The sequence below is a fragment of the Hirschia baltica ATCC 49814 genome (genome assembly GCF_000023785.1).
GTDB lineage: Bacteria > Pseudomonadota > Alphaproteobacteria > Caulobacterales > Hyphomonadaceae > Hirschia > Hirschia baltica.
In genome coordinates this window covers 340,701-358,261 of record NC_012982.1, presented here as the reverse complement: position 1 = coordinate 358,261, position 17,561 = coordinate 340,701, and the positions used below count along the sequence as shown (strand labels likewise).

The 17,561-nt window shown below is 45.3% G+C and carries 22 protein-coding genes; 12 read left to right on the top strand and 10 right to left on the bottom strand.

Translation table 11 applies throughout. The features are described 5' to 3' along the window. Positions 1-4 precede the first annotated feature (4 nt). The 5 genes from HBAL_RS01665 to HBAL_RS01645 all read left to right on the top strand — a co-directional run bounded on the left by HBAL_RS01665 (position 5) and on the right by HBAL_RS01645 (position 3,065). Positions 5-535: a hypothetical protein gene (locus tag HBAL_RS01665; RefSeq protein WP_012778193.1), complete on the top strand. Its 531-nt coding sequence runs from the start codon at positions 5-7 to the stop codon at positions 533-535. Between the two features lie 106 nt (positions 536-641). Then, positions 642-1,160, top strand: coding sequence for a hypothetical protein (locus HBAL_RS01660; protein WP_012778192.1), 519 nt, complete (start codon positions 642-644; stop codon positions 1,158-1,160). A 56-nt stretch (positions 1,161-1,216) separates the two neighbouring features. After that, positions 1,217-1,966, top strand: coding sequence for a sulfite exporter TauE/SafE family protein (locus HBAL_RS01655; protein WP_012778191.1), 750 nt, complete (start codon positions 1,217-1,219; stop codon positions 1,964-1,966). 49 nt (positions 1,967-2,015) lie between these two features. Continuing rightward, on the top strand, positions 2,016-2,453 hold the full coding sequence (locus HBAL_RS01650; RefSeq protein ID WP_012778190.1) for a hypothetical protein: 438 nt from the start codon (positions 2,016-2,018) through the stop codon (positions 2,451-2,453). 333 nt (positions 2,454-2,786) lie between these two features. Further along, positions 2,787-3,065, top strand: coding sequence for a hypothetical protein (locus HBAL_RS01645; RefSeq protein ID WP_012778189.1), 279 nt, complete (start codon positions 2,787-2,789; stop codon positions 3,063-3,065). A gap of 164 nt (positions 3,066-3,229) precedes the next feature. Here the strand turns inward: HBAL_RS01645 and HBAL_RS01640 are convergent, their stop codons facing one another. After that, entirely contained in the window at positions 3,230-3,430 is a 201-nt protein-coding gene (locus tag HBAL_RS01640; protein WP_012778188.1) for a hypothetical protein, read from the bottom strand. A 256-nt stretch (positions 3,431-3,686) separates the two neighbouring features. Here HBAL_RS01640 and HBAL_RS01635 point away from each other — a divergent pair, with 256 nt between their 5' ends. Further along, complete coding sequence (locus tag HBAL_RS01635) at positions 3,687-4,307, top strand: S24 family peptidase (protein WP_012778187.1); 621 nt, start codon at positions 3,687-3,689, stop codon at positions 4,305-4,307. A gap of 20 nt (positions 4,308-4,327) precedes the next feature. Here the strand turns inward: HBAL_RS01635 and HBAL_RS01630 are convergent, their stop codons facing one another. The 3 genes from HBAL_RS01630 to HBAL_RS01620 all read right to left on the bottom strand — a co-directional run bounded on the left by HBAL_RS01630 (position 4,328) and on the right by HBAL_RS01620 (position 7,468). Continuing rightward, positions 4,328-4,654 (bottom strand): transcriptional regulator, encoded by a 327-nt coding sequence (locus HBAL_RS01630; protein WP_012778186.1) that lies wholly within the window; start codon positions 4,652-4,654, stop codon positions 4,328-4,330. Positions 4,655-4,662: 8 nt separating this feature from the next. After that, the gene (locus tag HBAL_RS01625; protein WP_012778185.1) at positions 4,663-6,282 is read right to left on the bottom strand and encodes a lysine--tRNA ligase; all 1,620 of its coding nucleotides are present in this window, start codon (positions 6,280-6,282) and stop codon (positions 4,663-4,665) included. 121 nt (positions 6,283-6,403) lie between these two features. Continuing rightward, positions 6,404-7,468: a CFI-box-CTERM domain-containing protein gene (locus HBAL_RS01620; RefSeq protein WP_012778184.1), complete on the bottom strand. Its 1,065-nt coding sequence runs from the start codon at positions 7,466-7,468 to the stop codon at positions 6,404-6,406. A gap of 101 nt (positions 7,469-7,569) precedes the next feature. Here HBAL_RS01620 and HBAL_RS01615 point away from each other — a divergent pair, with 101 nt between their 5' ends. Together HBAL_RS01615 and bfr are read left to right on the top strand one after the other, a co-directional pair. Further along, complete coding sequence (locus HBAL_RS01615) at positions 7,570-7,809, top strand: (2Fe-2S)-binding protein (RefSeq protein WP_233356721.1); 240 nt, start codon at positions 7,570-7,572, stop codon at positions 7,807-7,809. 155 nt (positions 7,810-7,964) lie between these two features. Continuing rightward, entirely contained in the window at positions 7,965-8,441 is a 477-nt protein-coding gene (gene bfr, locus HBAL_RS01610) for a bacterioferritin (protein ID WP_012778182.1), read from the top strand. A 67-nt stretch (positions 8,442-8,508) separates the two neighbouring features. On the opposite strand, the gene HBAL_RS01605 is transcribed toward bfr, so the two are convergent. Further along, on the bottom strand, positions 8,509-10,089 hold the full coding sequence (locus HBAL_RS01605; RefSeq protein WP_012778181.1) for an FMN-binding glutamate synthase family protein: 1,581 nt from the start codon (positions 10,087-10,089) through the stop codon (positions 8,509-8,511). A 232-nt stretch (positions 10,090-10,321) separates the two neighbouring features. On the opposite strand from HBAL_RS01605, the gene HBAL_RS01600 reads away from it, so the two are divergent. Continuing rightward, positions 10,322-10,825 carry a SixA phosphatase family protein gene (locus HBAL_RS01600; protein ID WP_012778180.1) on the top strand — a complete coding sequence of 168 codons (504 nt, stop codon included), beginning with the start codon at positions 10,322-10,324 and terminating at the stop codon, positions 10,823-10,825. Between the two features lie 26 nt (positions 10,826-10,851). Here the strand turns inward: HBAL_RS01600 and HBAL_RS01595 are convergent, their stop codons facing one another. The 4 genes from HBAL_RS01595 to HBAL_RS01580 all read right to left on the bottom strand — a co-directional run bounded on the left by HBAL_RS01595 (position 10,852) and on the right by HBAL_RS01580 (position 14,206). After that, positions 10,852-11,226 (bottom strand): dihydroneopterin aldolase, encoded by a 375-nt coding sequence (locus tag HBAL_RS01595; RefSeq protein WP_012778179.1) that lies wholly within the window; start codon positions 11,224-11,226, stop codon positions 10,852-10,854. Between the two features lie 3 nt (positions 11,227-11,229). Next, on the bottom strand, positions 11,230-11,991 hold the full coding sequence (locus tag HBAL_RS01590; RefSeq protein WP_012778178.1) for an SDR family oxidoreductase: 762 nt from the start codon (positions 11,989-11,991) through the stop codon (positions 11,230-11,232). Continuing rightward, a complete protein-coding gene (locus tag HBAL_RS01585) occupies positions 11,988-13,025 on the bottom strand; it encodes a calcium/sodium antiporter (RefSeq protein WP_012778177.1) in 1,038 nt (345 codons plus the stop codon). The genes HBAL_RS01590 and HBAL_RS01585 overlap by 4 nt, the downstream gene beginning before the upstream one ends. A 299-nt stretch (positions 13,026-13,324) precedes the next feature. Beyond that, a complete protein-coding gene (locus HBAL_RS01580) occupies positions 13,325-14,206 on the bottom strand; it encodes a branched-chain amino acid aminotransferase (protein ID WP_012778176.1) in 882 nt (293 codons plus the stop codon). A gap of 101 nt (positions 14,207-14,307) precedes the next feature. Here HBAL_RS01580 and HBAL_RS01575 point away from each other — a divergent pair, with 101 nt between their 5' ends. Genes HBAL_RS01575 through HBAL_RS01565 form a run of 3 tightly spaced genes read left to right on the top strand, consistent with a single transcriptional unit; the run spans position 14,308 to position 16,839 of the window. Continuing rightward, positions 14,308-14,808 (top strand): MarR family winged helix-turn-helix transcriptional regulator, encoded by a 501-nt coding sequence (locus HBAL_RS01575; RefSeq protein WP_233356720.1) that lies wholly within the window; start codon positions 14,308-14,310, stop codon positions 14,806-14,808. Then, positions 14,805-15,479 carry a response regulator gene (locus HBAL_RS01570; RefSeq protein ID WP_012778174.1) on the top strand — a complete coding sequence of 225 codons (675 nt, stop codon included), beginning with the start codon at positions 14,805-14,807 and terminating at the stop codon, positions 15,477-15,479. The genes HBAL_RS01575 and HBAL_RS01570 overlap by 4 nt, the downstream gene beginning before the upstream one ends. A gap of 34 nt (positions 15,480-15,513) precedes the next feature. Next, positions 15,514-16,839: an ATP-binding protein gene (locus HBAL_RS01565; protein WP_012778173.1), complete on the top strand. Its 1,326-nt coding sequence runs from the start codon at positions 15,514-15,516 to the stop codon at positions 16,837-16,839. Between the two features lie 51 nt (positions 16,840-16,890). On the opposite strand, the gene HBAL_RS01560 is transcribed toward HBAL_RS01565, so the two are convergent. Beyond that, a complete protein-coding gene (locus HBAL_RS01560; RefSeq protein WP_012778172.1) occupies positions 16,891-17,559 on the bottom strand; it encodes a hypothetical protein in 669 nt (222 codons plus the stop codon). Positions 17,560-17,561: the final 2 nt, after the last annotated feature.

Below are 17,561 nucleotides of genomic sequence, written 5' to 3'. Positions count from 1 at the left end.
TCAAATGTTGACCCCAAATCTGATTCGGTCTTGCTTGGCAGGAACCGTCGCCATTACAGCTTTGTCCGCTTGCACATTTGCTGAAACAAACGACACCATCACAATGAGTGTACAGAAGCCGGACGTCATCGCATTTGAATCTTCCGTGGCAGACATGGAATCCGCCCTTAAAAACAAGTGCTCATCATTGGAGATTCGGGAAATTGATCCACCACGTATCCCTGATGTGAACAGCCAAACTCAAATTGATTGCGAAGGATTTGGTTATTTTGGCGCGCCACGCAAGGCTGAATTTGTGTTTGTAAATAATGCTCTTATGCTCACATGGATTTTGGTAGAAGCAGAAGAAATTCCGGCGCTGGAATTGGCTTTCTCAAGTCTTTTTGGCGAGCCAACCTCTTCAAAAGATACAATATTAGCGTATGCCCATAATTTTGCGGCTGTTCGCAACGATACGCCTGAAGCGCTATATTATAGCCAAACGGCAGCCCCATTTGTCATTGATCGCGTCAATAAATTACCTGACCGAGATTAAGCTTAATAGAAACAATTGTATCAAAGACTTGGTTTAACGAAATCATTGAGTGATACTGGCATAATTGAAGCTTCCTATCTGAGTTACCAGCAAAAGGAATGTTCGAATGCTAAATTCAAAACGCCTTCACATCGCTGCAATTGGTTTGCTCGCTGCTCCCTTTTTATCGGCCTGTAATCTTCCCCGCGATCCAATGTCGGTTAAGAAACCAACCGTTATCGAATTTGCTAGCCGCATGGGGTCAATGGAAAATGACCTCAAAGGCAAATGTGACGCCACCGAAGTTATTCCTTTCGACATGATTGATAGCCCAGATGTCACATCTCAATTTCAGCTAAATTGCTACGGATTCAAATATTTCGGACAACCCCGCCTTGCTGAATTCCTCTTCGTGAATGACGCACTTGCAGTCACGGTCATCAATGTTGAGCCAAATGAAATTCCAGCTCTGGAAGCTGCATTTATAGATACTTTCGGCCCCCCCACACACAGCAAAGACACCGTCCTTGCTTTTGCCGATACTTATGCCGGTGTTCGCAACGATCCAACACAAGCGGTTTATTTTGCTGAATTTGCAGCACCTTATCTTATAGATGCACTAGAAATACGCCCTGACCGCGAATAGTTCAGTTTGGCCAGATAGATTTTGACATATTTCAAACTAAGCGATACCGCGTCTGAATGACCCCCGACATTCTCTTCTATATTTGCGCTGCTATCGCTGTATTCTTTACCGGATTATCTAAAGGTGGATTTGCTGGCATAGGCGCGATCGCCATGCCAATAATGGCATTGGGCGGAGATCCTATTGCGGGCGCAGCCATTTTACTCCCTATTCTAATCTGTCAGGATGCTGTCGGCATATGGTCCTATCGTAAAACCGTCGATAAGCGCATTGTCTTCATAATGCTCCCCAGCATGACATTGGGTGTCTATATTGGATATCTTTATGCGGACATGCTCTCACGCGATGCCATTATGGGTGCAGTGGGTGCAATTTCGTTATTTTTCGGACTTCATAATCTCTGGAAAAAATTCAAGGGCAAAATTCAAATCGCAGCCAGCTCTAAACTAAGCTCAGGTTTGCTTTTTGGAACTATAACAGGATTTACCAGCCAGATAGCCCACGCAGGTGGACCGCCCTTCTATATGTGGATTTTACCGCAAAAACTTCAGCGTGATGTTCTTGTGGGCACCAAATCAATCGCGTTTGGATATGTTAATTGGATCAAAGTCCCAGCATTCCTTGCGCTTGGGCAGATGACAACACAGAACCTGAAAACATCCGCAATTTTATTGCCTCTCGCCATCATCTCCACATTCATCGGGGTCGCAATTGTAAAGCGGATAGAAACCGAAAAATTCTACCTGATTATTTATGTAATGATGTGCCTGCTAGGTGCAAAACTATTATTTGAAGCGATTTATTAAAAGAAACGCCCCAAACTACTAATGGAATAACGAAACTGGGGCTTAATCCATGAAACACTCAATACTTGCTCTATATTTTGGCATATCCAGCTTCGCTCTGATTGCATGTAAGAATGAAACTCCCCCTCAGGCACTTTCACCTGAAGCCACAACAAACGGCACAGCCTTCTCTGATAAAAATCTAGAGAAAATTCAGCTAGCATCCGGCACCACGACAGCCAGCATGTTATGCATGCAAAATATGCAACGCAAACAAGATTATGAAACAATCAAAACAGCTCATGATGCATACACCAAGCGCAACATGCTGAAACTGGCTAGCATAATGAAACTCAACTTGAATGCGACCCAAAACAAAGAAGCTAAAAAGCAGATTGATGCCGAAAGTTATAAAATAGCCATGGAATTAGTGCGCACGGATAAACCAACTGCCATTCGTTGTAATGGATTAGCGAAACGCCTGAATGCGAAAGAGTTTGATCTATAGACAAAGAAACACCCCGTCAGGTCCCTCGCCAATCGATCTGGCAAAACCCTCTGGCGGGGTGCATATTGGCTTTAAAAATCCGCCGGATATGGCTTGTAAGCAAGCCCTACTTCTCACCTTAGCAGGTGGGCACTGGCAATAAGTGCCGTCAGTCTCCGACCAAGCCAATGAAGCTCATCATTCTATTTTGTATGCCCTTAGGTTAACACAATTTTGAATAGATTTGAAGGGGGCTCAAAACCAAGCCCCTCACAACTACTTATATCAAGCAATTGCACTCAGTCGTAAGCTTGGTTTATAGATCGAAACCCTTCCATCCATAAGGATTTTTAAATGGCCGTTTTTCTTATTTCCTATGATCTGCACAACGACCGAAATTATGATGCATTGTATGAAGCATTTGACGAACAAAATGTGGGCCGCATATTAGAAAGCACATGGTTAGGAGAGCTACACGCAAGTACTCGCGAAGTACGCGAATGGGTGCAAAGCCTGCTCGATGAAGATGACACAATTCTTGTCATCAAAATGAAACCCAAACATGGTTGGGCCGGCACTCAGTTAGTCGAAGGTGCCAGTAGCTGGATTAGGTCTTTGCTCAACCCGAGTTAGGGATATAAAATATCATTCTGATACGCCACTTTTGTATCAACCTCAGACACTGAACCTAAAACCTCAAGTAAGATCTCTTAAAAAGAGGTTCCTACGTACGCAAGATTGATCAAGTTCACAAAGATTAACACTAACCCAAAAAATTTGAGTTGGTGTGTCCTCCGTTAGTCTGTCTGCCTATATCCTCGTACAGCTATTAAGCACTCTGCATAAGTATCCAGGATATAAATACGATCAGCGCGGTTTGGACCAGAATCGTTAAACCCTACTCCTTTATTTTCGCTTCTCATAATTTTTTCTAAAAGCTTAAATGCAACTTGTTCAGGTGAGTTCTCACCGATATGCACAACCGTTTCTTCTGTCAATTTAGTCTCCTGCTATTTGCAGGTGATTGACGGGAAGTCCCGATTCAAGCGATATACTCCCCTTCAATCGTCCTGCGATTGTTAGATGCACCCAAATGAGACCTTTTCGACGAGCGAATCATTTGGGTGCTTACTTTTACTAGATTTCATACACTTTGCAGAGTCTTTTTTAGAACATAGCAAAAACGTATAGGTTTATTTTCCTTTTTATATAGTATATAGTCCCATTATCTCACGATGACAGGACATAAAACATATGCGACATAGCGATATCTGGAATGGTATTGATGCGCTGGCGGCGCGTCATGGATTATCTGTCTCAGCCTTAGCGCGGGCGGCGGGCCTTGATGCCACGGCATTTAACAAATCCAAGCGCGCAAGTGCAGATGGCTCCAAACCGCGTTGGCCTTCTACCGAAAGTCTATCCAAAGCGCTTGCTGCCGTTGGCACTGGCTGGGAAGAATTTGCAGATATGGCGCAAGGCCGCCAAGGGCGCACAATCCCGCTAATCGGGTTGGCGCAAGCTGGTGATGGCGGTTTCTTTGATGATGCAGGTTTTCCCGTAGGCGCGAGCTGGGATGATATCCATTTCCCCGATATGGGCGATGAAACCGTCTATGCCTTGGAAATATCAGGCGATTCAATGGAGCCCGTTTTCCGCGAAGGTGATCGCATCATCGTCGCGCCCGGCATGGATGTTCGGCGCGGTGACCGCGTGGTCGCAAAGACAAAAGAAGGCGAAGTGCTGGCCAAATTCCTTGGTCATTTATCAGCTAGCCGCGTTGAGTTGATATCTGCCAACCCCGCCTACCCGCCACGCGAATTTGCCGCGAGCGACATAGAATGGATTGCACGCATTTTGTGGGCTAGCCAGTAGCCAAATCCAAACTCAAACCTTTATCTACTTTGAACATTTTTGTTCGCTAGAGCTTCACCAACATTCAACCATGTTTGTCTGTCACCTTCGTCAATAAGGCGGCTCCAAATGTCCAAAACTGATTGACAGCTTTCATTTTCCACACAACCTTCTCCGGTCAACAACCAACCGGGATGGACGCCCAAAACTTTTGCAAGAGCAATAAGATTATCAGTATTTATTCCCTTAGAAGTATTCGATAAAACTTTTTGTAGAAAATGAGAATTTAATCCTGCCTGAAGCGACGCAGCGCGAGGGGACAGCTCCAACTCTATCAACCTCGCTTCAATGCGGTCTGCCATGCTCATAAAGAAGACTAACCTAACTCACCCGCTAGACCTTTGCGCACAAGTGCTGCTGTTTCTTTCACGCCATAAAGCGCGGCAAATCCACCAAAACGCGGGCCTTGAGATTGGCCAAGCAAAACTTCATAGATAGCCTTAAACCAGTCACGCAGGTTTTCAAATTCATGCTCTTTACCAACACTAAAAACCAATGATTGAAGCGCCTCTCCTGTTTCTTCACCGTCATAGCTTTCAAGGCTTTCGGCAAGGCTTTCAAGCGCAGCACGCTCTTGGTCTGTTGGCGCACGATATGTCTTAGTCGGCTTCACGAAGTCTTGGTAATATTCCATCGCAAAACCAACAAGATGATCTAGCAAGGGTGTGTTCTCAGGTGTCGCATCTGGTGCATATTTAGAGATGAAACCCCACAACACTTCCTTTGTGTCTGCATTGGCCGCCGACACAAGATTTAGAAGCAAGGCAAATGAGATAGGTGAGCTTTCTGTTGGCGGGTTACCCGAATGAATGTGCCAAACGGGATTTTCCACCTGACGCGCAGGCTCTTCCTCAGGGAATTTTCCAAGAAATGTCAGATACTCATCCACAGCTTTAGGAATCACATCAAAGTGCAATTTCTTGGCTGTACGTGGCTTTTGGAATTGGAATAAGGCCAAGCTTTCTTGCGGCGCATATTGCAGCCATTGCTCCACCGTGATCCCATTTCCTTTAGACTTGGAGATCTTTTCACCCTTATCATCTAGGAATAGCTCATAGACATATTGTGTCGGTGGCTCATTGCCCAAGATTTTACAAATACGCGAATAAATGGGTGCATTGGCTTGGTGATCTTTTCCAAACATTTCAAAGTCCACACCCAACGCCGCCCAGCGCATACCAAAATCCGGCTTCCATTGAAGTTTGACGTTTCCGCCAGTCACAACAAGTGTTGTCTCTGTGCCATCTTCATCATCAAATGTGATTTCGCCTTTTTGCGCATCAACATTTTTCATCGGCACATAAAGCACGCGCCCTGTTTTAGGAGAGATTGGCAAGAAAGGTGAATACGTCGCCTGACGCTCAGCCCCCAGTGTTGGTAACATCACTTTCATGATGTCATCAAATTTCTCAGCCGCTTGTAAAAGCGCGGCGTCATAATCACCGTTTTTATAAAATTTCGTCGCGGAGTGGAATTCATATTCAAAGCCAAAGCTATCAAGGAATGCACACAAACGCGCATTCATGTGGTCACCATAGCTGTCATGCGTGCCAAACGGATCAGGGATAGCTGTTAGCGGCTCCTGCATGTGCTGAGCTAGCATGTCTTGTTGCGGCAAATGCGGTGGCACTTTGCGCATCCCGTCCATGTCATCTGACACACAGATAAGCTTGCTTGTGTATGCACCAGCCGTTAGCTGATCAAACGCAGACATCACCATCGTGGTGCGCACGACTTCACCAAAAGTTCCGATATGCGGCAAACCAGATGGACCATAGCCTGTTTCAAATATAACCGGCTGATCTTTAGAACGACCCTGTTTTTCCTCTAGCTTCTGGATACGTTTAAGCAAAGCGCGCGCTTGCTCAAAAGGCCAGGCTTTTGCCGCTTCAGCAAGCGGCGTAAGGATATCTGCTGATAGAACAGGGTTTGTCATTTTAGATTTTTTCTCCAGTTAGAACATGGCAGTTAGCCTTGCTCTAAGCGTGGGTCAATATTGCGATGTTGAATACATACTCAACACCGCTCAAATAGGTCTCAATTTTAAGAATGAAGCGTTAAACCGCTAGTTTTTGCAGTTTCTTGGTCATACTGAAATAGATAGACCGCGCAACGGAATTCAATCCAAATTTTGCAGCAATAGCCGCTGGAACAATTCCAAATCCCCATGTGCGCCGCCATATATCAGCCGCATCTGATCGCGCATTGATACGATCCACAATATCAGGTGCAATGTCATAATATTCTTTGACCAACAAACGTCCTTTTAAGGTCGTCTTCAACACATTATCTCGGAATTTACGAAGCGTCTGCAATTCCCAACAATCATCTGCCAATCCAATTGCACCAACTGTTGCTGTCGTTAAGAAACAACCTTCCTTTTCGGGTGGCAAGAAATCAGGTTCGGAAGGGATTGAGCATTCCATTTGATTAGCCGCCAGCGCAGCCACGCGTTCTTCAGCAACTTTAACAGCAGCCTCAAGTCCAGCTTGGTCCACCATATTCCCGATAGCGATCGCATTTTGATCCGACCAGTTGGGGACATATAATTCCAACCGCAAAGGCGTATGTTTATGGGCCAATGCATGTGCAAATGCTTTTGCAATCTTTGGCTTCTCCAAATCCATCTTCGTGCTGAATTGCCCATCAGAAGGATACCAGAATTCATTTTTCTCTATCCAATAACGACGCGTCCCAAATCCGACTGTACGGTGGTAGGAATGTCCCAATTGGTTTCCGAACACGAAATAAGGTTCTCCGTGTGAACTGGCTAATTCTATCTCCGGCACATTATACCAAACTTTGGTTTCATCCTGATAGACATAACCACCCGCAGTCCGGCGCTGTTTATTAACTTCAATGAAAAAACCTGTCGTAACAACCTTATCCAAAGTTGTCGCAATCATCCACTCAATCTCGGTCGTGTCACTCATCACCCGCCATGTCGCGGCATCATATTCAATAAGCCATGAGCCCACCAATTCTTTTCCACATGTGATGACTTCATCTTCGGATTCTTCGTCTTTTTTTTCAGACTTAGATTCGCCCGCAAATGCAGATGGACTCACGCCCGCCAAAAGCATAGCAGCAACAAGACGGCGGCGATTTAAAGAAACTGGCACGTTTGGCTGCCTCCCATAGCAAGACGATATATTTCGTCCACTTTTTCATTCAGTCGTTAAAAAAGAACAACTGTCTACCAAACCAATTCTAAAAAAACGTAGTGAATGAGCTTGACAATCATTCGCAACGCTTGCAAATAATTCTTATGATCGTTTGTATTTGCCGCCGTCTTAATGAGAAAAAGATAACCGAAGCCATCGAGGCCGGTGCCGATTCTGCGCCTGCGGTTATGAAACATCACCAAACACGCTTCAATTGCGGCCAATGCCGCCATGATATCGCAGATATGATCTCAGAGCGCCAAGGTTCTGAAACATCTAATGATATTGCTGCTGAATGATTTTCATTCGCATACCGAAGTAATTCACATTCTCAAAAGCTACTGATTAAATTAGATTTTTTTGAAAATTTCGTTGCTTCGTGCACCAAATAAAATTAGTGTTGCCGCAAATTTCAGGCTCGCCCCTTTGGGCTGCAAAAAAAAAGGATCCGGCCATGAAGGGCGATACTAAAGTCATTGAATTCCTCAACAAAGCTTTGAAGAATGAACTCACAGCGATCAACCAATATTTCTTACATTCACGTATGTTGAAAGACTGGGGCGTTTCTGTTCTAGCTGAAAAAGAATACAAAGAATCTATAGAAGAGATGCAACATGCCGATTGGCTCATCGATCGTATTCTCTTTTTAGAAGGACTTCCAAACCTTCAAGATCTGGGAAAATTGCGCATTGGTGAGAACGTAGAAGAAATTCTTGAGGCTGACCTAAAACTAGAACATGACGCTATTCCACTTCTAAGAGACGCAATCGAATATAGTGATAGCATTCGTGACTATGTGTCTCGTGACCTATTCAACAAAATCCTAGAAAACGAAGAAGAGCACGTCGACTGGATTGAAACACAGCAATCTCTCATCGAAAAAATGGGTATTCAAAATTACATCCAGCTGCAAAGTAAATCAGCCGAATAACACCCGTATAAAAGCCCAGCTCTCTCAGGACATGTAGAGAGCTGGCTGCTACCTAATACATATATTTCTAATGGAACACATGCGGGTTCGCTTTAGCCCAATCCTTAGCAAGATAAGTCTCTTCAGGCGCATTCAGCAGAATATCTTTTTCTAACAATTCATAATATTCAGATGCCGGAACTGACTTCAAATTTGCCTCTCTAATCATCAAACGATCAGGTTCCAATTCATAAGGGTGGCTCGCACCAGCAGCTGCAATCACCTCCGCCAGTGCATGTAATGTGTTGTGATGGAAATGATAGACATACTCCGCCTTTTCAGGGATTACCAAACCACGTTCTCGACTTGGGTCTTGCGTCGCAATACCCGTGGGACAAGTGTTGTCATGACAATGCAAAGACTGAACACACCCAAGCGAAAACATGAAACCACGTGCTGAATTAATCCAGTCAGCGCCCAATGCTAACGCTGCCGACATACCATAGCCAGACACTAATTTACCTGATGCTGCAAGACGTATCTCATCCTTCAACCCAGCACCAATTAGAGCATTCCTTGCTAAAATAAGCCCATCTCGCAATGGCGATCCTATGTGGTCTTGAAATTCCATTGGTGCCGCACCCGTCCCGCCTTCTGCGCCATCAACAACGATAAAATCAGGTTTGATACCTGTTTCTAGCATCGCCTTGATAATCGCCAGAAATTCATAGGCCGGACCCATACACAATTTGAATCCAACAGGCTTACCGCCAGACAAATCCCTCAATTTTTCTACAAACTGCAACAACTCTACAGGCGTTGAGAAGGCTTTATGAAATGGTGGTGAAACAACGGTTTCACCAATAGGTACACCGCGTGCCTCAGCAACAGCTTCTGTCACTTTCGCACCCGGAAGCAGACCACCATGGCCAGGTTTTGCGCCTTGAGATAATTTAATCTCGATCATTTTAATCTGCTCAAGTGCAGCCGTATCTTTGAATTTATCTGGATCAAAATTTCCGTCCGCAGTGCGACATCCAAAATATCCAGACCCCAATTCCCAAACGAGATCACCACCACCCGCTTTATGAAAACGTGATACCCCGCCCTCACCTGTATCGTGATAAAAGCCTCCCTTAGCTGCCCCGCGATTTAAAGCTTCAATCGCATGTCCACCAAGTGACCCATAACTCATGGCGGAAATATTCAAGACACTCGCTGAATAGGGTAATTTACAACTCTTCCCGCCGACTTTGACCCGCAACGTCTCAATTGGTGCGGGTTGGACGGCACCAATTGAGTGCGCGATCCATTCAAAACCAGCCCTGTCATTATCAACATGTGACCCAAAAGGCTCCACACTACTGACATTCTCCGCCCGCTTATAGACCAAAGCACGCTGCTCATTATTGAAGGGACGCCCTTCTGTTTCACTTTCGACGATGTATTGGCGTAAAAATGGACGCAGCCAGTAAAAGAAACTACGGAAACGCCCAGTCACAGGATAATTACGACGCACGGCATGTCGTACCTGAATGAGATCAGAAAAACCAATCCAAACCAAAATAGCGAACGGTAAGGCAGCGATCCATACCCATTTTGAGTAAAAGCCCGCAGCTAGCGCCACCAGAAAAAATAAACAACTCAAAATAAACGGAAAAAATCTCATCTCGATTCAAGCTCTTTCAAATTCCAATTTGCTTAAACCCATAACCGATGCTCAGAAAATTACACCCTTGCTCGACACAAAAAAATGCTTAGAGCTAATAAGAAACACCTATTGCACTATATTTTTTAAACGAAGTGCGTCCCCTAAATGAAGAATGCGCTAGCCAGCTATGACAAACACAGAGTATATCTTCTTAAAAATTAAATGACTCAAAGACTTCGCAGGGCATATTATGATCGAGTTCATTCTGTTTCGTCACGCAAAAACTCAACCTGCTAAACATGGCCAATCTGACCATGATAGACGTTTAACACCACGCGGTATTAACGATGCGAAACTTGTCGCAACCAAATTATACAGTCTTGGCGCGCGACCAGATCTTATTTTACATTCTGACGCGCAGCGCTGTTGTGAGACTTTGAACGCAGTGCAATCAATTTTTAATACACCGCCAGCCAGCTCAATACCTGAACTCTATTTAGCAGAATCACATGTCGTTATGGCGCAGGCTAATTTGATGGCAGCGACGACAGACTGCAAAAGCATCCTTCTCATCGGCCACAATCCTGGCTTACAATTACTGGCGATGGATTTAGCCAATGGTCAGGAAGAAAACGACATCCGCATTCGTATGGCCTTCCCAACGTCTGCTGCAGCATTTTATCGTAGAGAAAATGATCAACAGGATTGGGCGTTGAATACATTCATCACACCCAAAGAATTGAAGCACGGATAAGCAATCCCGAGCGTATCCGCCCTCACTTATCGTGTGCGATATATGACCGCTCCAGCGCATTCAGCTCCAGCTATAGCTTCAGGCTTTTCCGCTCTAAACTCAGCCGCCACAATCTGTGAATTTTTCATCACTTTATCAGCCAACGCGTTCAGAAAAGTCTCCACCAGATCGAAGTGCTGATTGTCAGCTAAATAACGTGCAGAATCCGAAAACAGATTGTAATCGACTGTTTCAACCAAATCATCATTCACTGGTGCGACCTTCGCCCAAGCCCGCATACTTAGAATAAGCGGTTGCGTTCGTCCTTTTTCATGTGTGAACACACCCAACTGCGCTCTGACCGTGAGACGCTTTAAAAAAATTTCTGTGTATTCAGGGTTACGCTCATATGAAATCGTCATAATCTATTCCACAACGCCATCTATATCTGGCGTCTTCCATACTAAATGCTGACCGCCATCCACTGCAAGCATCTGCCCCGTCACTGCTTCTGCGTCCAGAAAATAAAGCAAAGCCTTACATATTTCTTCTGGTGAAGAACCTTCGCCTGTTAAAGTCGCATCAACTTGTTGCTGAAAATCTGCAGTAGACTGACGTTCATTTTGCAATGTCGGCCCCGGACCAATTCCGTTGACACGGATATTGGGCGCAAGCGCTTGTGCCATTGTCTGAGTTGCCGTCCATAAAGCAGATTTTGACAAGGTATAGCTGAAAAATGTTGGATTAAGTTTCCACACGCGTTGATCAACCAGGTTTACAATCAAACCTTTCGCGTCTTTATCAATCTGCGCTGCAAACGCCTGAGATAAAGCTATCGGCGCACGCAGATTTATAGCCATATGTTTGTCCCAGCTTTCAAAAGTATGGCTTTGCAGTCCATCTTCTTCAAAAGCCGATGCATTATTTACCAACAGACCTAATGGCCCAGACAATAAATTTGATGATGTTTGCACCAAAGAAGCCAGATCCGCTTCACTTTTCAAATCAGCTTGCACAATAGCGCCATCGCCACCGGCTTGACGGACAGCATCTAAAGTTTGCTGCGCGCCTTCTTTGGATGAGCGATAATGGATAGCAACTTTAAACCCGCGTGCACCAAGGCACGTCGCCATAGCTTGGCCAAGCCGCCGCCCAGCCCCCGTTATGAGCGCACGCTTCTCTATCACTGTGTAACAGTTTCAATCGCTGGAGGCTCAACAACGAGGTCCGGTAAATCCACAAACGAAAATCCATTCACCAAGCCGATGATATACGCAATGTATGTCGCGAGTAGAATTACACCGACAAAACGTCCAATTTTCCATTTAAAAGCGACAAATATTGTCACTGCGATTGTAGCTGCCCCCATAACCCAATGGCTATAATCGTGAAAACTATTACCGATTGTCTGTGTCTTCACCAATGCCACCGCACCACCTGCTGCAAACAGGTTGAACAGATTTGACCCCAAGACATTTCCCAACACGACATCAGTGTGCTTACGCATCGCAGCAGCGACACTTGCACCAATTTCAGGAAGGGATGTTCCTACAGCCAGCAAAGTTAGACCAATCAAGGCTTCAGATACATTCAACTCACGCGCAATGAATACACCTGAATTGATAGTCAAGCGCGCACCTAGAGCTAGCCCGAGCAATCCGATAAGCAGAAAAGTACAAACTTTCCAGACAGGCATGTCTTTATCTGCTTCATCAACCTCTTCAGGAATCTCATCATGATGAACACCTGATATACCAACTTGCTTGCGACTGGATTGGATTAAAAAGACGATATACACCATCAATAAAGTTAGGAAGATCGCCCCCCATATCGGACTGAGTCCAAAATAGTATGTGACGAAAATCCAGAGAAACGTTGCAGCCAGCGTCATAGCAGCAGAACGCCCCGTCCCAAGAGCATTTGTCGCAACAGGTGCAAAAATAGCCGTAAAACCCAACACCAGCATTATATTTGCTATGTTAGAACCTACGATATTCCCATGAGCGAGATCCTCAGCACCGCTAATCGCTGCATCAACAGATACAAGAACTTCAGGTAAAGAGGTTCCAAATCCGATCACCACAATACCAGCAACAAGTGGAGACAGCCCCACTTTCAATGCCGCTGCAACAGCGCCACGCACAAGTGCATCACCGGCGAACAAAAGTAAGCCTAAGCCGCATAACAGCCAGACGATTTGCATAATCATGTCAGTAGACAACGGTATTTCCTAACAGAAGGAGGAAGAGACTAGTCGAGCCGCTTGTATTCTAGGATGTTGAGAATAGCGAATACTAGGAAAGTACCGACGAGTGCGTAAACAGCTGTCATAAGAGTTTCTCCGAAGAAAACCAAAACATAAAAGCGCTGAGGCCAAAAGCGCAAAAATAAGCCTGTCTGTCCTCAGACATAGTGTGTTCCAAGCAATTGAGCAATCACCTCACACTAGTCTGATAGGATGTTTCAACACATACCGTACTGAAACACCCTATATGGATCAATATTGTGTCAGCTAAGACATTATGAAAGTGTCAATTGGCCGCGTACCAAAGCGTCATAATCAGAAACCAAGGCTTCTGTGATGGTACCCGGCTTGTACATATGACCCGCAAGCTCCGATACCGGCGTCACTTCAGCAGCTGTCCCAGTGATGAAACATTCAGAAAAATCAGATAATTCTTCTGGCTTGATATGACGCTCAACAAGCTCAAACCCACGCGCTTTAGCAAGATCAATTACTGTGCGGCGTGTAATCCCGTCAAGGAAGCAATCTGCAATGGGTGTATGGATAACATTGTCTTTGATCAGAAAAATGTTTGCACCGGTTAATTCAGACACATATCCGCGATAATCAAGCATCAAAGCATCGGCATAGCCTTCTTGCTCTGCTGCATGTTTTGACATTGTACAAATCATGTAAAGGCCAGCTGCTTTCGCAGCTGATGGAATTGTTTCAGGTGAAGGGCGTTTCCATTTTGACATAGTCACACGGATCCCCTTCATCTTATCAGCAAAATAATTGCCCCATTCCCACATAGCGATTGCAAGATGGATTGTATTTTGCTGCGCAGACACACCCATCATTTCAGAACCGCGCCATGCAAAAGCACGGATGTAACAGTCGGTGAAACCCATTTTTGCCATTAGGTCTTTTTTGGCAGAATTGATTTCGTCTTCAGAGTACGGGATTTTATAATCCAGCAACTCAGCAGATTTGTGGAGGCGTTTTGTGTGCTCTTCTGATTTGAAAATCTGACCTTCATATGCACGCTCTCCTTCAAATACTGTGGAGCCGTAATGCAAGGAGTGTGTTAGAACATGGACCTTCGCCTCACGCCACGGCACATAGACACCGTCCTGCCAGATCCAGCCATCGCGATCATCATAGGGCAGAATAGACATGAGAAATTCCTCGAAAAAATTGAAAAACTAACACCCAACGACTTGAGTTCCTTTGGATGTCAATCCATTCTCTTAGAGTGATTAGACCTGTCAATCAATCCATGAGTCGCCCAGTTTCTCGAGGCGCTAGCAATTCGGCTGAAGAGTCGCGTCTGTATTTGCGCGAGTCCGATCTGGATCAAGGTGCTTCATTGATCCGTCAATCAGCTCGAAAAATCCGGCACATGGTCGGAAGTGTCGCGCAAGAAGCGGGGCTATTAGAGGCTGAACTGGATACATTGATTGAATTGGTTGAAATGGAAGGCTGTGACATTTCCGAACTGCGGGCCCATTTATTTGCCCCAAAGCAATCGCTTGCCCGCAATCTAAATGCGTTGGAGAAATCTGGCTATATAGAACGCGTCCCTTGCCCCAAAGATGGTAGACGGCGCTTATTAAACCTGACAGAATCAGGAAAGGAAGTTATTTCCAAGGCTGCCAATGGTTGGCGAGATGTGCTACTTGAAGCCTATCGCGCTTCAGGACCGGAAGTCGTCGCAAATGCCAAAAAACTGCTTCAACACGTCGCGAAATCTTCGCCAGAGAAAGATGAAGACTCATGACCGAAACTGCTCACATCTTAGCCATTGATGATGATGATCGCATTCGCGATTTGCTAAAGCGCTTTCTTGTGTCTGAAGGGTATGGCGTCACTACAGCATCAGATGCAATTAATGCACGTAAAATTATGAAATCCATGGCATTTGATCTCATAATTCTAGACGTTATGATGCCCGGTGAAGATGGATTTAGTCTGTTAAGCTCAATTCGAGAAACAATTGACACGCCCGTCATATTGCTCACAGCAAAAGATGTTGCCATTGACCGTATAGAAGGCCTTCGCCGCGGTGCTGATGATTACGTCACCAAACCTTTTGAACCTGAAGAATTGCTTTTGCGCGTAGCGGCCATTTTGCGCCGCTCTGCTCCACCCGAACCAGTTGAAGAGGTCAATCTTTCCGGTCAAATTTTTCATGTAACAAAAGGTGAGTTACGCCGTGACGGACGTATTATGCGCCTGACAGAAAATGAAGTTCAACTTCTTCGAATCCTTGCTCAGCGTTACGGCGAACCAGTATCACGTCAAGAATTGGCAAACCTGACCTCAGCCGGTGTTGAACGCTCTGTCGATGTGCAGGTAACGAGATTACGCCGAAAAATAGAACAAGACCCTCGCGAACCCATTCATCTTCAAACAGTTCGTGGCATTGGCTATCGCCTGATTGGCGATTAGTATTTGCATTAGACGTCCGCAGAAATAATAAAATATGAGACTGTCCCGCTTTTTCCCTCGTGGCTATCTGGTTCGCTCCTACCTGATCGTAATTTTACCCATCGGTCTTTTAATAGCTGCAATGACGACCATGTTCTTTGCTTCGCACGTCAAAGAAGTTAACCGGCGTCTAGCACTCTCAATTAGTTCAGAAATCGACGTCCTCATTTCCGCTGCAAATTCTGACAGAGACTTATTCCAAAAAATAAGCACACAGTTTGACATTGCCGACCTCATGCAGACACGGATCACCTCAACTCCGCCGATTATGTCAGTAGATTCATCCTGCTGCGGCGTCCTTAAAGATACACTGGAAGACACACTCCCCAATAGATTCAATATCGAACGCCTTCCAGACAATGGTTTAATCCGCATTCAATACGCTCTCGATACGCCTGAAGATAATATTGGCGAAGTATTGGTCATCGAGTTCCCGCGTAAACGTGCTGTTATGATTACAGCGCATATTTTTATTTTCTGGACCTTTATTCTCTCTGGCGTTTTGCTGCTTATCGCACACGGATTTTTGAGAAACCATGTGCGATCTATCTTAAACCTTGCCGATGCCGCCGACGCCTTTGGTCGCGGAGAAGATGCGCCCCATTTCAAGCCATCTGGCGCAAGAGAAGTACGCAAAGCGGCTCGTTCGGTCATACGAATGCGCAACCGTATTCACAGATATGTTGATCAACGTACGCAAATGCTGGCCGCTGTATCACACGATATTCGTACACCGCTGACTCGCTTAAAGTTAGAACTCGCTTTGCTCAAAAACATTAAAGGCGTCGATCTAACTGCCGCAAAAGCAGACATTTTGGAAATGGAACAAATGCTGGATGGATATCTCGCATTTGCGCGCGGCGAAGCTGACGAACCCACGATAGAATTTGACGCTGTTGAATTGGTCAACCAAGCGTTTCATGCGGCCTCAAATCGCGCAAGAATTACTTTAAATGCTCCCGAACATTTGCTCATGCGCGGGCGCCCCCTAGCTCTAAAACGAGCTATTGCCAATCTCGCCAATAATGCCGCTGACCACGCAGATACGGTGTATATCCATATCACTCAGGCACCCGGCCTTGTGAAAATATGCGTAGAAGACAATGGTCCTGGCATAGATTCCGACAATTACAATGAAGCACTAAAACCATTTGGTCGGTTAGATGCGGCCCGTAACCAAAACAAATCCGGTGTCGGTTTAGGTCTCAGTATTGCCAATGATGTCGCACAAGCGCATGGCGGCTTTCTAAAACTAGAACGATCAGAGCTAGGTGGATTAAGCGCCGCGATGAATATGCCAACATCATCTCGCAGATTATAATGAATTACACATGCAGAACAAAACTGAACTAATCAGTTTGCAAGAGCGATCTTAAACTTCTTCATCCTTAGAATGACGCCCGCGTTTCCAAGCATTCTTCGTGAAGCTTGAAAAGCGATCGTGAAAGTTCTCGGAGAAACTAACAATATCCTGTTTCCAGCCCCGCACTTTGCTTAAGTCTTTTTCTATCGCTTCCGCTGTTTTATCGTGAGCATCTTCATCTGCTAACCAAACGCGCATGCCGCGTAGTAAAATAGCCGTTAGCCCCAATGCTTTGGTTCCAATTGCTTTCTCATCTACACCCGCCACAAACAAAGCCCATTTAGCTGTCTTCGTGCGCCGCATTCCCGCTTTTGCCAATTCGGTTGGTGTTTTGGCGTAAAAATCTTGAATATTTTCAATGGCAGATCTGTGATTTTCCATAGCATCGAAACGCTGCATAATCACATGCAATAAACGTTCTCGCCGATCATCCTCTGATGCGTCCGGCAGCAAGGGCGATAAACCCTCCCCCATGACACGATCGAACATGCTGTCTATTTCAGCCAGTAATACGGGTTTTCCACCCAAATCATATATATCAGCGAGCTTCAGGTCCGCCGTATTGGCGATATCCTGCACATTGATTTTTTCCCATGCAGTAGACCCAGCTAACAGCAATGCTGCTTTTGCAGCTGCTTGCAATGGTGGATTATCGGCTCGATTTTGATTAAAAAACATAA

Excerpts from the sequence above, each read along its gene's own strand:
- HBAL_RS01625 (WP_012778185.1), bottom strand. The coding sequence starts at position 6,282 with ATGACAAACCCTGTTCTATCAGCAGATATCCTTACGCCGCTTGCTGAA.
- HBAL_RS01630 (WP_012778186.1), bottom strand. The coding sequence starts at position 4,654 with ATGAGCATGGCAGACCGCATTGAAGCGAGGTTGATAGAGTTGGAGCTG.
- HBAL_RS01570 (WP_012778174.1), top strand. The coding sequence starts at position 14,805 with ATGACCGAAACTGCTCACATCTTAGCCATTGATGATGATGATCGCATT.
- HBAL_RS01605 (WP_012778181.1), bottom strand. The coding sequence starts at position 10,089 with ATGAGATTTTTTCCGTTTATTTTGAGTTGTTTATTTTTTCTGGTGGCG.
- bfr (WP_012778182.1), top strand. The coding sequence starts at position 7,965 with ATGAAGGGCGATACTAAAGTCATTGAATTCCTCAACAAAGCTTTGAAG.
- HBAL_RS01665 (WP_012778193.1), top strand. The coding sequence starts at position 5 with ATGTTGACCCCAAATCTGATTCGGTCTTGCTTGGCAGGAACCGTCGCC.
- HBAL_RS01595 (WP_012778179.1), bottom strand. The coding sequence starts at position 11,226 with ATGACGATTTCATATGAGCGTAACCCTGAATACACAGAAATTTTTTTA.
- HBAL_RS01600 (WP_012778180.1), top strand. The coding sequence starts at position 10,322 with ATGATCGAGTTCATTCTGTTTCGTCACGCAAAAACTCAACCTGCTAAA.
- HBAL_RS01580 (WP_012778176.1), bottom strand. The coding sequence starts at position 14,206 with ATGTCTATTCTGCCCTATGATGATCGCGATGGCTGGATCTGGCAGGAC.
- HBAL_RS01565 (WP_012778173.1), top strand. The coding sequence starts at position 15,514 with ATGAGACTGTCCCGCTTTTTCCCTCGTGGCTATCTGGTTCGCTCCTAC.
- HBAL_RS01660 (WP_012778192.1), top strand. The coding sequence starts at position 642 with ATGCTAAATTCAAAACGCCTTCACATCGCTGCAATTGGTTTGCTCGCT.
- HBAL_RS01655 (WP_012778191.1), top strand. The coding sequence starts at position 1,217 with ATGACCCCCGACATTCTCTTCTATATTTGCGCTGCTATCGCTGTATTC.
- HBAL_RS01650 (WP_012778190.1), top strand. The coding sequence starts at position 2,016 with ATGAAACACTCAATACTTGCTCTATATTTTGGCATATCCAGCTTCGCT.
- HBAL_RS01575 (WP_233356720.1), top strand. The coding sequence starts at position 14,308 with ATGAGTCGCCCAGTTTCTCGAGGCGCTAGCAATTCGGCTGAAGAGTCG.
- HBAL_RS01635 (WP_012778187.1), top strand. The coding sequence starts at position 3,687 with ATGCGACATAGCGATATCTGGAATGGTATTGATGCGCTGGCGGCGCGT.
- HBAL_RS01645 (WP_012778189.1), top strand. The coding sequence starts at position 2,787 with ATGGCCGTTTTTCTTATTTCCTATGATCTGCACAACGACCGAAATTAT.
- HBAL_RS01560 (WP_012778172.1), bottom strand. The coding sequence starts at position 17,559 with ATGTTTTTTAATCAAAATCGAGCCGATAATCCACCATTGCAAGCAGCT.